Genomic DNA, 14,298 nt, shown 5'->3' with positions numbered 1-14,298 from the left:
CGCCGTAGCCGCCGCGCAGGAGAGCCCCGATGACGACGAACCCCACCCTGGCCGACCTGGCCGAGCGCGCCACCACGAACCGCACCCGCCCGGCCTACGGCCACGACGCGCTGATCAGCTGCGACCGCCTGGTCCGCATCTTCACCGCCGACGGCGTGGAGGTCCAGGCCCTCCAGGGCCTGGACCTGCTGGTCCGCGAGGGCGAGCTGATGGCCCTCGTCGGCGCCTCCGGCAGCGGCAAGTCCACCCTGATGAACATCCTCGCCGGGCTGGACACTCCCACGGCGGGCGCGGCCCGGGTAGCGGGCCACGACCTGCTCGCCATGACCGCGAAGGACCGCCTGCGCTACCGCCGCGAGGTCGTCGGCTTCGTCTGGCAGCAGACCTCCCGCAACCTGCTGCCCTACCTGACGGCGGCGCAGAACGTCGCCCTGCCGATGCAGTTGTCCGGCGCCCGAGGGCGAAGCCGCCGCGCCAAGGCCGAACGTGCCGTGGAACTCCTGGAGTTGCTGGAGGTGGGCCACTGCCGCGACCACCGTCCGCACCAGATGTCGGGCGGCCAGCAGCAGCGCGTGGCGATCGCGGTGGCCCTCGCCAACAACCCCGCGGTGCTGCTCGCAGACGAGCCCACCGGCGAACTGGACTCCCACACCGGCGAGCAGGTCTTCGCCGCCTTCCGCACCGCCAACGAGCATCTGGGCACGACGATCGTCATCGTCACCCACGACCAGGCGGTGGCCGGCGAGGTCCGCCGCACGGTCGCCATCCGCGACGGCCGCACCTCCACCGAGGTGCTGCGCCGCAGCGAGGTGGACGCGGCGACCGGTGACGAGAAGCTGGTGAGCCGCGAGTACGCCATGCTCGACCGGGCCGGCCGTCTGCAACTGCCCGCCGAGTACACCCAGGCCCTGGGGATGCGCGACCGGGTGGCGCTGGAGCTGGAGCCCGACCACATCGCGGTGCGGCCGGACGACAGCGAGGGAAGCTGAGCCGCCGCGGTCAGCGGACGCTGACGTCCAGGGAGCCGAGTCCGGCCTCCGCCCGCCGTACGGCGATCGAACCGTAGGGGGTCCGCAGCCGCAGCCACGTCCCGGACGACAGCAACGCGAGGTCCTCCTCGCCGGAGGCCGCCGACGGCCTCGCGGAGTCCCCCTCGCCGACGGCGGCGGGGGGCCTGAGGAACCGCAGCGACTGTGCCGCGTGCACGGCCCGCACGGGCAGTTGGGTCTCGCCGACCAGCCGGGACCAGATCTCCCGCCCGATCCGGTCGAGTTCGGCGCGTGTGCGGTGCTCCTGCGCCAACTCCTGCGTACGGGAACGGAACTCGGCGACCGCGGCGGCCACCGTCGCGCCCAGGGCGCCGGCCGGGGGCAGCCCCGGCTCCGTCCGCCAGCCGCCGCGCGGCGGCAGCACGCCCGCCCACGGCGGCCCGGTCACCGCCGCCGGGACCGCGGCCGTGGCCGCCGACTCGTCGACGGACTCCAGCAGTTCACCTGCGGAGACGGTCACGTCGAGCGTGGCGTCGGGGTCGCCGCGGTACGGCTCGGAGAGCCGCACCGCGCGCACCGCCAGCACCTCGAAGGACGCCGGCCGGCCGAAGACGGCGAGCGCCGTGCCCGTCGCCTGGAGGCGCACCGCGGCCGAACGGTCGTAGTGCAGCAGCCGGGAGAGGAAGGCGGCGAGGTCGGCCGCCTCCGTCTCGTCGGCGAGGTGGAGGACCGTCATGCGGCGACGGCCTCCTCCTTGTCGCCCGCGTGCGCGGCATCGTCACCGGTGCCGGCGTCGTCGGTGTACTCCTGGAGGAACTCGCGCTCCTCCGCGGTGATCCGGCGCGGACGCTGCGCCTCGAAGTCGAACGGCACGATCACCGTCGAGGCGCGGACGTAGACCTGGTCGCCGTCCTTGACCTCGTAGGTGAGGGTGAAGGACGCCGCCTTGATCTCGGTGACCCACAGCTCGATGTCCACCGGCGCGTGCCGGTGGACGAGCTGGCGTTTGTAGTCGATCTCGTGGCGCGCCACCACGGACCCCTGCTTGAACTCCTTGTCCGGGCGGAACAGGAAATCGATGCGTGCCTCCTCCAGGTAGCGGAGGAACACCACGTTGTTGACGTGGCCGTACGCGTCCATGTCCGCCCAGCGCAGCGGGCAGCGGTAGATGTGGCGCATCTGCTTCGATCAGCCCCGGGTCAGCTTCTTGTAGGTGGCGCGGTGCGGCCGGGCGGCGTCCGGGCCGAGCCGCTCGATCTTGTTCTTCTCGTACGACTCGAAGTTGCCCTCGAACCAGAACCACTTGGAGTCGCCCTCGTAGGCGAGGATGTGCGTCGCCACGCGGTCCAGGAACCACCGGTCGTGGGAGACGACGACGGCGCAGCCGGGGAACTCGAGGAGCGCGTTCTCCAGGCTGGACAGGGTCTCGACGTCGAGGTCGTTGGTCGGCTCGTCGAGGAGCAGCAGGTTGCCGCCCAGCTTCAGGGTGAGCGCCAGGTTGAGGCGGTTGCGCTCACCGCCGGAGAGCACGCCGGCGGGCTTCTGCTGGTCCGGGCCCTTGAAGCCGAACGCGGACACGTACGCCCGGGACGGCATCTCGACCTGGCCGACGTTGATGTAGTCCAGCTCGTCGGAGACGACGGCCCACAGCGTCTTCTTCGGGTCGATGTTCGCGCGGCTCTGGTCGACGTAGGAGATCTTGACGGTCTCGCCGACCTTGATGCTGCCGGAGTCCGGCTGCTCCAGGCCCTGGATCATCTTGAACAGCGTGGTCTTGCCAGCGCCGTTCGGGCCGATGACGCCGACGATGCCGTTGCGGGGCAGCGTGAAGGAGAGGTCGTCGATGAGGACCTTCTCGCCGAAGGCCTTGTTGAGGTTGTTGACCTCGACGACGACGCTGCCCAGGCGCGGGCCCGGCGGGATCTGGATCTCCTCGAAGTCCAGCTTCCGCATCTTCTCGGCCTCGGCGGCCATCTCCTCGTAGCGGGCCAGACGCGCCTTGGACTTGGCCTGCCGCCCCTTGGCGTTCGACCGCACCCACTCGAGCTCTTCCTTGAGCCGCTTCTGGCGCTTGGCGTCCTTCTGGCCCTCGACCTTCAGGCGGGCGGCCTTCGTCTCCAGGTACTTGGAGTAGTTGCCCTCGTAGCCGTGCAGCCGGCCGCGGTCCACCTCGCAGATCCAGCCGGCCACGTTGTCCAGGAAGTACCGGTCGTGGGTGACGGCCACGACGGTGCCCTCGTACTTGGCGAGGTGCTGCTCCAGCCAGTTCACCGACTCGGCGTCGAGGTGGTTGGTGGGCTCGTCGAGGAGCAGCAGGTCGGGCTGCTCGAGCAGCAGCTTGCACAGCGCGACACGGCGGCGCTCACCACCGGAGAGGGTGGTGACGGGCCAGTCGCCGGGCGGGCAACCCAGGGCGTCCATGGCCTGCTCGAGCTGGGCGTCGAGGTCCCACGCGTTGGCGTGGTCGAGCTCCTCCTGGAGCTTGCCCATCTCCTCCAGCAGCGCGTCCGAGTAGTCGGTGGCCATCTGCTCGGCGATCTCGTTGAACCGGTCGAGCTTGCCCTTGATCTCGGCCACGCCCTCCTGGACGTTCTCCAGGACCGTCTTCTCCTCGGTCAGCGGGGGCTCCTGCAGCAGGATGCCGACGCTGTAGCCGGGCGACAGGTACGCGTCACCGTTGGACGGCTGCTCCAGCCCCGCCATGATCTTCAGCACGGTCGACTTACCGGCACCGTTCGGGCCGACGACGCCGATCTTGGCACCCGGAAGGAAGTTCAGGGTGACGTCGTCGAGAATCACCTTGTCGCCGTGCGCCTTGCGCGCCTTGCGCATGGTGTAAATGAACTCAGCCAAGAGAAACCGTCCGGCAGCTTGAAATCAGGCAGTGGGCAGATACACCCCATCTTGCCGTACCGCCACCCCTGGGCGGAAACCCGTGTGACCGGGGGGCTCTGACCTGGGGTTTTACCTTCGGCGGCCGTGGCTCGTCCGTCACTTTCGGTCGCCGTTGGTCGGCCTCGGGGGCCTCGGACGGCCCAGGGGCGGCCCGAGGGCGACCAACCAGGCAACCGGATCTTCACCTGGTGATCGTGGGGGGCGTGATCAATCACTGTGCCTTCCACGGGGCGCGCAAAGGGGGCAGCTCCATCCCATGCGCCACGGCCGAGATCTCGGCGAGGGCCACGACGTTCGGGATGTCTCCTACATTTTGTGCATCATCACACAGCTCAACTTGATTCCATGATCGCCGCCGGTGGGCCCGGAGGCTCCGTGCCGTTGCGCCGCGCTGAGCCACAAGGTCGGGGGATCAGAAGATGTGGGCACACCCTGGTGAGCCGGCCCGGAGGCGCCGTGCCGTGACCGTGCCAGGTCGCTGAGTGTCGTGAGTGTCCACGGTCACCGCCGTCAGGATTGCCGTCACCGCCGTCAGCGACACGTCGTGTGAGCAGCGCGCCGAAAGCGCCAATGGAGGTCATCCGCACGGCCGCGATGCGTCCACCCGCGGCGACAAGCGAAGAGAGGGTGAGGGGCTGATGTGAAGAACCGTCGTGGCGGCGCTGTCACCGCGGGTGCTGCTTCGGTGCGGGTGCCGCTTTCTCGTAGCGAGCGGTGTTCTCGGTGACCTTCTTGAGCAGCGGTGTCAGGCGGTCGACGAGTTGCTGGTAGTCACGGGACCGGCCGTCCGACCACTGGCCCAGCCCGACCACCATGGCCCGGCCCTGCCCGGTGAAGGACTGCACCATTCCGCTGTCGGCCGGCAGGGTCGGCAGGCCGGATCCGGGCGGTGGAGCCTGGGCGGCCACCTGGTAGTCGTCGAAGGCCATGGTCAGCCGGGTCACCAGCTTCACCGTGTCCTGCGGGTCCTTCATCGTGAAGATGGCCAGGTTGAACTGGTTGCCGTGCGCGTCCTTGTAGAGGGCGATCTCCTCGCCGACGCACCCCTTGCCCTCGGCTATGTAGGCCGCCAGGGTCGCCCCGACCGAATCGGGTTCGGTGCAGGACCTCATCACGACCGCGCCCAGCTTGGTGAACGTCCCGCCGGCACCGTCCTCCACCTGAGCCGGGAACGCCTCGGCCAGCGGGATCATCGGCCGCGCTGCGGCAGGGGCGGCCGCGACCGCCGACGGTGCGGGGGCGGAAGCCGTCGACTCGGGCGCGGAGGCAGCCGGCCCGGACGCGGCGGCTTCGTCGGGCGACGAGCCCGTGTGCCGCAGAACGACGAAGGCCGCCGCTGCCGCCACGGCCGCCACCACGGCCAGCGCGGCGTTCCGGGGCCACACCCGCTTCCGGGCGGGCGCAGGGCCCTCCTTCACGGTGGCGCCGTCGACGAAATCGTCGTCGAGCACCACGTTCCACTCGTCGTCGTTCCGCCGGTCGTGGTCCGTGGGCACATCGTCGTTCACTGGCACGGTTGAACCGTAGTGATCAGGACTTCCGCGCCGAGTACGCACAGGTCACAGCATGATCACTATCCGGGCATCCGGCCCGGGGGGGTCAGGCCTGTTCCAGGGCGTCGCCGAACTCGCGCAGGGTCTTGCCGCGGTGGCTGCGGGCCAGTTCGTGGCCGACGGCGATGGCGAGCGCGACCGGCCATTCGATGACGTCGAAAGCCATGAGGAGACCGAGGCCCGCGAGGTAGGCGAGCTGGTCCCGGGGCGGCAGTTCGAGTCGGAGACCGCCCAGGGAGACGGTCACCGAATCACCCGAGACGACCCGCTCGGCCGCGGCGCGGGCGCCGTGGCCCTTCCTGATCGGAGCCGGTGCGCCGGCAGGCGCTGTGCCGGGGTCTGTCCTGCTCGCTCGCACGGTCATGTCACACCCCGTTCGACGCCTGGTGCCGGGCATCCGCTCGATGTCCCCCCACCACGCTAGGTCAGTTCCCGGCGCTCTTCCTCTTGTGGACGATGCTCAGGGCCGTGGCACCCAGAACCAGCAGGCTGAGGCCGGTGGCGGCGATCAGCGGGGTGGCGCTGGTGCCACCGGTCTCGGCGAGGTTGGGGTTGGGCGAGGTGCCGCCGCCCGCCGTGACGGGGCTCGGTTCGCCGACGGTCTGGGTCACGGCGCCGCCCGGGCTGCCCTGGGTCCGGCAGTCGAGAACACCGGTGAAGCGCTCCGCGTGGCCTCCCGGGCCCCTGATCGTGAAGTCGTAGGCCTGGTCCTCCTGGAGCCGGATGGTGATCGTCTCCGACGCGCCCGCGGCAATGCTGTACCGGGTGTCCATCAGCTCGAAGGTGAACGGCTCGTCGCCCTTGTTGGCCGCGGTGATGTCCAGGGCGCCCTTGGCGCAGTTCTTCACCGCGGACAGGGCGGGTATCGCGCCCTCGGCGGCCCAGGTCGCTCCGCTGGTGGCGGCGACGGTGGACTCGCTGGAGCCGGCCAGGATCTGGGTCTGGCTGCGGCTGTCGGAGGTGAAGGCACGGCCGACCGGCACGGAGGTGGAGGCCTGCGCGGTCAGCGTCGCCGAGCCGTCCCCGGCGTCCTCGGGCACGTCGAAGAACACCTGGCTGCCGTCCCTGGCGGACGTGATCTCCTTGCCGTCCTTGCCGACGATCCGCACGCCGCTGGTGGCGGCGCCCGCGGGAGGTGTCAGGGGCACGCTGCTCGCGTTGGTGTGCACGGTCACCGGGCCGACCCGCTCGCCCGGACGACCGGAGACGGCGGCCGGGTCGAGGGTGAGCGAGGCCCGCGGCTCGGGCAGGTCGCGGGCGCTCTCCTCCAGGTAGTCGGCGAGCTTCTCGGCCCGTGGGTCGACCGCGTCGACGTCCGCGCCGTCGGAGTAGCGCCATATGGCCACCTGGGTGCCGGCCGCCGCGTCCTGCTCGGTGAGGTTCCCGACGCCTGCCTTGGCGGCGAGCGCCGCGAGATCGTTGACCTGAGGGTAGGAGTTCTCCAGGATCCAGCGGATCTTCCCGGCGTTCCTGTTGGCGGCCAGCGAGGTGCCGCTCCAGGGCGTCTCACGGTACTTGGCGTCCCGCTGCGTGGGGTTGTACACGTCGATGCAGTAGGTCTGCAGGGTCCCGCCGCCGTCGACGGACATCTCGAACAGACCCGCGGAGACCTGGTGGTCACCACCGTCGTCGTGGATGACGGCGGTGCCGTAGGTCTTCAGGCCGCCGATGGTGGCGGTCGCGCCACCCGGACTCTGCGGCATGCCGTCGGCGGCGGCAGGGCCGGCGGCGGCCAGCACACCGGCGGCGACGAATCCGGAGATCAGGGTGGCGGCGGCGAGTCGGGCCGCCCCTCGCCTGCGCGCGGACGGCGCAGAGTACCAAGCACACACAGAATTCCCCTTCGAGCAGGACCCGTTGACGTGGGGGTGCGGTCCCACCGGCAGAAACCTCAAAGCCCAGAGACAAGCCCAGAGAGCTGTGTCCGGCATCCTATGGATCCCTCACACCGGGACTCCGCTGTCGTATCGTCAGATCGCAGATCCGAATCGCAATCGTTATCGCCAAGATCACCCTGGGCCCCTGTGAGCAGGGCCCGTCGAGGAGTCCGCTGGGGCCTTCCCGGGTGCGTCCCAGGCGCATCCCGGGCGTATCCAGGGCGCATGCGCCGATGAGCGGCAGTGACGAGCCGCAATCCGGCCAGGGGGTCGGCACACTCCCGTCAGCACACCGCCGCGACCGACTCCGGCTGCGGCTGCGGCTCCGGTTCCCGCGGGACCTCCGTGTCCGCGGCGGCCGTCTCCCACGTGGGCTCCGGCCGCGGAGGCGGACTCGCCGTCTGCGGGTCCGTCCTGACCGTGCGCCGGAAGGCCGACGTACCCCGCGCCAGGTCGTGGCCGATCGTCAGGGCGTCGATGTCCGCCCAGGTCCGGCTGGTGCCGTCACGGCTCTCGGTGCGCACCTTCAGCCGGCCCTGCACGATGACGGGGTCGCCCACGGTCAGCGACGCCACCGCGTTGGCGGCGAGCTGGCGATTGGCCCACACCGTGAAGAAGTTGGTGTGGCCGTCCGTCCAGGCGCTCTTCTCCCGGTCCCAGTAGCGCGAGGTCACCGCCAGCCGGAACCGCGCCGAGGCGCCCGAAGGCAGCTCCCGGTGCACCGGCTGCGTCGCCACGTTGCCCACGGTGCAGACGATCGTCTCGTTCATCGTCGAATCCCCTCCCTCGCCCGGCCGCTCGGTCCGGGCGGACACGCGTACGGGCCCGTCCCGTACGGCTGCGTCTGCCGTGACGACCGCGTTCGTCGCGATCGCCGCGGAACCAGACTGCCTCCGCCCGGGCCGAGCCCGCCGAGCCCTGTGGACCACCGCCTGCCTGTGGAAAACTCCCTCACCCCTGCGGGCGATGACCGCCCGTCATCCGACCCCCGCTCCCCGCACCAGCGCGTACTGCTCCCGAACTTCCCGATACCGCAGGAGTTCCGCGGCCACCGGATCCAGCACCCGAGCCCGGCCGCACCCCGAGGCCGCCTCCCGTAGTCGGCGCTCGGCCTCCTGGCCGTACCGCCGTGCGGGTCCGCGTGCCGCGATCCGGCAACTCCACTCCACGAACGGCCCGCCCACGATGCCGGCCAGCATGAGCAGCACCGGCACCCCCAGGTACGGCGCCGTCACCCCGACGATCTGGCCCACCAGCCACAGACCGCCGGCCACCTGAACGATCGTCATCGCCGCCTGCACGAGGACCGCGAGGGGCCACCAGCCCGGGCGCGGGGGCCGCCCCGAAGGCAGCGCGGCCCGCGCCGCCAGCTGGTCCAGCGCCTCGGGCAGCCCGTGCGCACCGCGTACGGCGGCCTCACGCACGGCCTGCGCCCACGGCCCCGGCATGCCGGCCGAGGCCTGGTCGGCCACCGTGCGCACCGCGTATTCGACACGCTGACGCGCGGTGGCCTCCTCGTCCTGCTGGTTGCGCAGCAAGAAGCGTCCGGTGGGTGCCTCGCGCCGGCTCCGGCACCACCGCCACAGCCGCAGCCAGGGCGTGCCGCAGGCCTTGTTGGCGTTGCGCAGCCAGGCCCGCTCGGCCGCCTCGCCGGCGGCGGTGGCGCCCACCGCGTCCGCGAGCCGGGCCGTGAACTCCTCACGCGCCTCCTCGCTGAGCCCGGCGTTCGACCGGGCGGCATAGACGGGCCGCAGGCGCTGAGCCGCGGCGTCCACGTCGGCCGAGATCCGCCGCACCGCGGCTCCGCGCTCGGCCACGAACTGACCGAGCGCCTCGCGCAGTTCGCCGACGCCCTCCCCGGTGAGCGCGGACAGCGCGAGCACGGTCGTGCCCAGCTCGCCGTGCTCGCCGAGGGCGATCCCGTCCTCGTCGAGCAGCCGTCGCAGATCGTCGAGGACCTGGTCGGCGGCCTCGCCGGGCAACCGGTCGACCTGGTTGAGGACGACGAACATGACCTCCGCGTGGCCGGCCATGGGCCTCAGGTAGCGCTCGTGGAGGACGGCGTCGCCGTACTTCTCCGGGTCGACGACCCAGATGACGGCGTCGACGAGCCGCAGGATGCGGTCCACGTGCTCGCGGTGCTGCACGGCCGCCGAGTCGTGATCGGGCAGATCGACCAGGACCAGGCCGCGCAGCTGCGGGTCGGCGTCCTGGGCCTGCACCGGGCGCCTGCGCAGCCGTCCCGGGATGCCGAGCCGGTCGATGAGACTGGCCGCCCCGTCGCTCCAGCTGCACGCGATGGGCGCCGCGGTGGTCGGCCGCCGTACCCCGGTCTCCGAGATGGCGACGCCGGCGAGGGCGTTGAACAGCTGGGACTTGCCGCTGCCGGTGGCGCCCGCGATGGCGACGACGGTGTGCTGCCCGGAGAGCCGGCGCCGGGCCGCGGCCTCGTCGAGGACACGGCCCGCCTCCGCGAGGGTCTGGCTGTCGAGCCGGGTGCGGGACAGGCCCACCAGCTCGCGCAGCGCGTCGAGCCGGGACCGCAGCGGTCCGTCGTACGCCAGCGGGGGCACGCCGGGCTGCCGGGCGGTCCGGGGCTCCACGGGTACGAGTTCGGCGGCGCTGCCCGTCTCGGTGACGCGGCGCGCGATCAGCCCGTCGTCCCAGGCGCCCTCGGCCTCCGCACGGCTCAATGCGTCGTCGTCCGTCCCGCGCGCGTCGCAGTCGTCGTGGTCCACGCGCGCGTGGACGACGGCGGCCTCCTTCACCATGCTGATCTCCCCGGTCACCAGGTGGTCGGAGGCGGCCGCCCCGGGGACCCGGTGGCGCTTGGCGTCCCCGGGCGTCTCCGCGTCTCCGGCCTCGGGCACGCCTTCGGCGCCGTGGCCGCCCTCGGCCCTGGCGTCTGCCGCCCTGTCGCGGATCCAGGTCTCCCCGTTCGCTCTCTCCCCGTCCGTCCTTCCGTCCGTATCTCCGTCCGTTTCTCCGTCCGTGAGGACGGTGCCCGGCGTCTGATCGGTGTGTTCCGTTCGGTCCTGGTCAGTGACAGCGGTCACCGGTCACCTCTCCTTCAGCAGTACGGACAGCGCGGCGATGAGTTCGGCCTGGGGCTCGGGGTGCACGTCGAGGGCGTCGAGCGGCGCCAGACGGCGCTCGCGCTCGACGTGGATCACCCGGTCCAGGTGTTCGGTGAGCAGCCGCCCGGCGCGGTCGCGCAGCCGCAGCGCCCCGTGCGCGCCGATCCGTTCGGCGAGGCCCTCTCCCGCCGACCGCGCCCGGCGGCCTCCCAGCAGCCCGGTGGCGGCCAGGGCGGCGACGACCTCGGCGTCCGGCGCGATGCTCCGGTCCAGCCGGCGCACCTCGTCCTCGGCGTACTCCTCCAGCTCCCGCCGCCAGCGCCGTACGGCCAGCCCGATGCGGTGCTCGGCGCTCTCCGAGGCGCGATCGCGGTCGGTGAGCCCCGGCGCCATGGCGGCCTGCTCGTTTCGCCAGGCGTCGTCCACGCGGTCGTCGGCGGCGGTGACCGCGCACAGCAGCAGGGAGCCCAGGCTCTCCACGAGCGCGTCGAGCAGTTCCCCGGCGGAGCAGTCCAGCGGGAAGGCGCGCCACCTCTTCAGGGCGTCCCCGGCGAGCACCGCTCCGGCCTGGAGCCGTCCCCGCACGCGCGTGTGCTCGCTCTCGTAGGCGGTCTCGACGGCCGTGGTGAGCCGCAGCGCGGCGGCGTACTGGGCGGTGGCGGCACTGGCCAGCTCGGGCATCCGGGACTTCAGCGAGTCGAGGAGGCCCTGGGCCGTGCGGGACATGACGTACTGCCGGGCCGCGGAGTCCTGGGCCTGGTGGACCAGCCAGGTGCGCAGCTGCGCGACGGCGCTGGCGGGCAGCAGGCCCCCGCCCCAGGCCGACTCGGGCAGCTCGGGCACGGTGAACCGCGGTACCTCGCCGAGTCCGGCCTTGGTGAGCAGCGCCCCGTACTGGCGGGAGACCTCGGAGGCGACCTGGTGCGGCACCCGGTCCAGCACGGTCACCAGCGTGGCGTCGTACTCCTTGGCCGTGCGCAGCAGGTGCCACGGGACAGCGTCGGCGTACCGGGCCGCCGTGGTGACCATGACCCAGATGTCGGCGGCGCAGATCAGCTCGGCGGCCAGGACGCGGTTGTCGGCGATCAGGGAGTCGATGTCGGGCGCGTCGAGGAGGGCGAGCCCGGGGGGCAGGGTGTCGACGGTCTCCACGCGCAGCACCCGGGAGGGGGTGCCCTCCTGCGTCAGCAGGTCGTCGCCGGCCCCGGGGTCGCCCCTGGGCACCCACACGCGCGTGAGGTCCGGCAGGACGCGCATCCCACTGAACCAGTGGTGGTCCTCCGGATGACAGACCAGCACCGGGGTCCGTGTGGTCGGCCGCAGCACGCCCGCCTCGCTGACCCGCCGTCCGACGAGCGAGTTGACGAGGGTCGACTTCCCGGCGCCTGTCGATCCCCCGACGACCGCCAGCAACGGCGCTTGGGGCCTTCTCAACCGGGGCACCAAGTAGTCGTCGAGTTGTGCGAGCAGTTCGTCGCGGTTGGCACGCGCGCGCGGAGCCCCCGCCAGGGGCAGCGGGAAGCGTGCGGCGGCGACACGGTCGCGCAGGGCGGAGAGTGCGTCGAGCAGCTGAGGCCGTACGTCCAAGGTCACCACATGCGAAGAATGCCCAATTTTAGGGGAATTCTGAAGCATATGAGCATGTCTGCGCGCCGATTGGACACATCGGACGGAAGGGACGACTGGGGCGCGGGTACAGTCCAGGCATAACGAGTGCACAACACCAGGTGCGCCGGACGTCAAAAGCGATGCACGATTCGTACCCGCCTGCGATTATCAGGACCGCTTCACTGAACCTCCACATTGAGCCACGGAGGCGAAGCAACCGGGACATGGATCCGGGAGCCCTATCCTTGTCCCCGGCGATGTCTCGGATCAGCCCCCACCAGGGCACCGCGACAGAGGCCACCACACCAGGCCCCCGTAGCTCAGTGGATAGAGCAGGCGCCTTCTAAGCGCTTGGCCGCAGGTTCGAGTCCTGCCGGGGGCGCCTTTGCCAGCCCTCCCTAGTGGGAGGGCTTTTCGCTGGTCAGGCCGAGTTTCACCGGGCACGACGAAGCCCCGGGCACTCCCCCGACGATCATGGGAAGGCTCCGGGGCTGTCCGGCTGTCACCGGGTTTTCGCGGGTGGCCGTGTCGAATACGTGTCGAAGTTCTCGGCCGGGAGGGTCAGCCGACGTCCGGCAGCTCCGGGAGATCCCCCGCGGCTTCGAGCCGCCTCTTGAGGTCGGGAAGCTGCCCCTCGACACAGCGGGCGTACGTGGCCAGAAGCACCGGGACACTGTTGTCGGCCCAGTCCGCCACCTGAGCGGGCGGTATCCCATCGTTGAGCCACTTCGTCAGGCGCGTGTGCCGGTTGTCATAAACGCGCTTCCCTGTGGGCGACTCGAAGACGTGGGGAGGCAGCACCGCCTTGCGCGCGCCGTGCCAGGCCCGGCGGATGACGGAGCCCGCGAGGATGCCGCCCGTCTCCCCCTGGAAGAGCAGGTCACCCGGCTGGAGCCGTTCGTCCTCGATGTGCTTGCCGCAGGATGCGCGTCAGAGCGGGATGTCCCGGCACGGTACGGGTCTCCCCCTCGGCACGGCCCTTCAGATCGCGCTCTTCATGGATCTCCCCCGTGTCGGTCCACTGCTTGCCGACCTCCGGCGTCGCCGAGTGGAACAGGAGTTCACTCCACTGGTCCTCGGCGCCAGGATCAGGCAATGTCACATCTTTCACCCGAATGGCCACTGCTTCCTCGGGACGCGGACCGCAGTAGTACAGCGTGGCGAAAAACGCGTGCAAGCGCCTGCCTCCGCGCGGCCGGCGCCGGATCCAGTCGAGGAGGGCCGCGGCCTGGTCCGGACTCATCAAGGACCGCTTGTCCACGGCGTTGGTGGTCCTGGTGGCAGCCGTCGTCCTTCCCCTTGGGGAGGGGGTTGGCCCGCAGGATGCGCCGCCGCATCGCGTGCTTCATGGCGACGTTCAGGATCCGGCGATGCCGCTTGCGGGACCAGGCGGCGGCCTGCCTGCGGAGGCGTGTGTCGAGGGCTCGTAAGACCTCGTCGACCTTGTCCGGGTCCTCCCAGGCCGAGACGGGAAGCGAGTTCCGCTCCACCCACCTGAGGATGTTCTCCACGTCGCGGGGAGCCGCACCGCGCCGGTTCGTGTTGAACGCCCATTCACGCAGGGCGGTACGCACCGCAGCCAGTTCGAACTGAGCGGGCTTGACGCGCAAGAGGGCCACAGTGGTCGTGGTCAGGGTCTTGGCGAGGTTCTTCCGGCTGTTGCCGCCGAGTTGGGCCCAGCGCGCGTCCACGTACTCGATGGCGAACTTGTACCAGCATGGCGGCCGACTTGGAGCGATGCGATACCGGCAGGCCGGTCGCGATGACGAACGCCTCACCCTTGCCGGTCGCCGTGATGAGTTCGGAGCGGAAGCCCTCGGCGAGCGCGACAGTGCCGAACGGCTCACGCCAGCGCTTGCCCGCCACCATCCAGCGCACCGTGTAGGTGGACTTCCGGGCGCCCTTGTACGTAAGGATCTTGTAGATCTTGACGTCGTACGTCGTCTCCATCAGGCAGCGTCCTCGCGGTCGTCGAGCCAGCGATCGAGGTCGCTCCGTCGGATCCTGAGGTCGCCGTTGGTGTGCGCGGGGAGCTCCCATCCCGTCCGCCATCGATCCAGGCAGAGCCGAGCAGACGCGGCCCCTGGCGTCCAGGTCGTTCGTACAGTGGCGCGCTCCACCTGGACGCCAGGAACCACGCCCGCTCCACGGTGTGTGGGTCGACGGCGGACGGGATGAGAGCTGGGGTGGGTGGTGGCTTTAGCCCAAGGCCATGAAGTTATGGGCTGTTGGGTGCTGTCAACAGGATGTCGATGCTGATGGTGGCTTTGTAGGTGCGTCGGTCGACGCGCAGGCTCTT

At 71.1% G+C, this 14,298-nt stretch carries 13 protein-coding genes and 1 tRNA gene; 2 read left to right on the top strand and 12 right to left on the bottom strand.

The features are described 5' to 3' along the window. Window positions 1–29 precede the first annotated feature (29 nt). Window positions 30–989, top strand: coding sequence for an ABC transporter ATP-binding protein (locus ABZ818_RS00070; protein WP_361408304.1), 960 nt, complete (start codon window positions 30–32; stop codon window positions 987–989). Window positions 990–999: 10 nt separating this feature from the next. Here the strand turns inward: ABZ818_RS00070 and ABZ818_RS00065 are convergent, their stop codons facing one another. The 9 genes from ABZ818_RS00065 to ABZ818_RS00025 form a co-directional block, all read right to left on the bottom strand. Continuing rightward, on the bottom strand, window positions 1,000–1,725 hold the full coding sequence (locus ABZ818_RS00065; RefSeq protein WP_361408301.1) for a hypothetical protein: 726 nt from the start codon (window positions 1,723–1,725) through the stop codon (window positions 1,000–1,002). Then, window positions 1,722–2,168 (bottom strand): thioesterase family protein, encoded by a 447-nt coding sequence (locus ABZ818_RS00060; RefSeq protein WP_361408298.1) that lies wholly within the window; start codon window positions 2,166–2,168, stop codon window positions 1,722–1,724. The genes ABZ818_RS00065 and ABZ818_RS00060 overlap by 4 nt, the downstream gene beginning before the upstream one ends. 9 nt (window positions 2,169–2,177) lie before the next feature. Next, a complete protein-coding gene (gene ettA / locus ABZ818_RS00055) occupies window positions 2,178–3,842 on the bottom strand; it encodes an energy-dependent translational throttle protein EttA (protein ID WP_361408295.1) in 1,665 nt (554 codons plus the stop codon). Window positions 3,843–4,549: 707 nt separating this feature from the next. After that, window positions 4,550–5,398, bottom strand: coding sequence for a hypothetical protein (locus tag ABZ818_RS00050; RefSeq protein ID WP_361408292.1), 849 nt, complete (start codon window positions 5,396–5,398; stop codon window positions 4,550–4,552). An 85-nt stretch (window positions 5,399–5,483) separates the two neighbouring features. After that, window positions 5,484–5,801 carry a hypothetical protein gene (locus ABZ818_RS00045; protein ID WP_361408289.1) on the bottom strand — a complete coding sequence of 106 codons (318 nt, stop codon included), beginning with the start codon at window positions 5,799–5,801 and terminating at the stop codon, window positions 5,484–5,486. Between the two features lie 61 nt (window positions 5,802–5,862). Continuing rightward, window positions 5,863–7,269: a Cys-Gln thioester bond-forming surface protein gene (locus ABZ818_RS00040; RefSeq protein WP_361408286.1), complete on the bottom strand. Its 1,407-nt coding sequence runs from the start codon at window positions 7,267–7,269 to the stop codon at window positions 5,863–5,865. A gap of 329 nt (window positions 7,270–7,598) precedes the next feature. Then, a complete protein-coding gene (locus tag ABZ818_RS00035; RefSeq protein ID WP_361408283.1) occupies window positions 7,599–8,084 on the bottom strand; it encodes a single-stranded DNA-binding protein in 486 nt (161 codons plus the stop codon). 207 nt (window positions 8,085–8,291) lie between these two features. Next, window positions 8,292–10,370: a YfjP family GTPase gene (locus ABZ818_RS00030; RefSeq protein WP_361408280.1), complete on the bottom strand. Its 2,079-nt coding sequence runs from the start codon at window positions 10,368–10,370 to the stop codon at window positions 8,292–8,294. A 3-nt stretch (window positions 10,371–10,373) separates the two neighbouring features. Then, window positions 10,374–11,987: a dynamin family protein gene (locus ABZ818_RS00025; protein ID WP_361408277.1), complete on the bottom strand. Its 1,614-nt coding sequence runs from the start codon at window positions 11,985–11,987 to the stop codon at window positions 10,374–10,376. A 321-nt stretch (window positions 11,988–12,308) separates the two neighbouring features. On the opposite strand from ABZ818_RS00025, the gene ABZ818_RS00020 reads away from it, so the two are divergent. Then, window positions 12,309–12,381 (top strand) — tRNA-Arg (locus tag ABZ818_RS00020). 179 nt (window positions 12,382–12,560) lie between these two features. On the opposite strand, the gene ABZ818_RS00015 is transcribed toward ABZ818_RS00020, so the two are convergent. The 3 genes from ABZ818_RS00015 to ABZ818_RS00005 all read right to left on the bottom strand — a co-directional run bounded on the left by ABZ818_RS00015 (window position 12,561) and on the right by ABZ818_RS00005 (window position 13,949). After that, window positions 12,561–12,695 (bottom strand): integrase, encoded by a 135-nt coding sequence (locus ABZ818_RS00015; RefSeq protein ID WP_361408274.1) that lies wholly within the window; start codon window positions 12,693–12,695, stop codon window positions 12,561–12,563. A 184-nt stretch (window positions 12,696–12,879) separates the two neighbouring features. Continuing rightward, window positions 12,880–13,260: a hypothetical protein gene (locus tag ABZ818_RS00010; protein ID WP_361408271.1), complete on the bottom strand. Its 381-nt coding sequence runs from the start codon at window positions 13,258–13,260 to the stop codon at window positions 12,880–12,882. Window positions 13,261–13,553: 293 nt separating this feature from the next. Then, entirely contained in the window at window positions 13,554–13,949 is a 396-nt protein-coding gene (locus ABZ818_RS00005; RefSeq protein WP_361408268.1) for a hypothetical protein, read from the bottom strand. Between the last annotated feature and the right edge of the window lie 349 nt (window positions 13,950–14,298).

Origin of the sequence: Streptomyces sp. NPDC047453 (assembly GCF_040643155.1) — a bacterium.
Lineage (GTDB): Bacteria > Actinomycetota > Actinomycetes > Streptomycetales > Streptomycetaceae > Streptomyces.
This window is presented reverse-complemented; position numbering and strand designations above follow the sequence as displayed.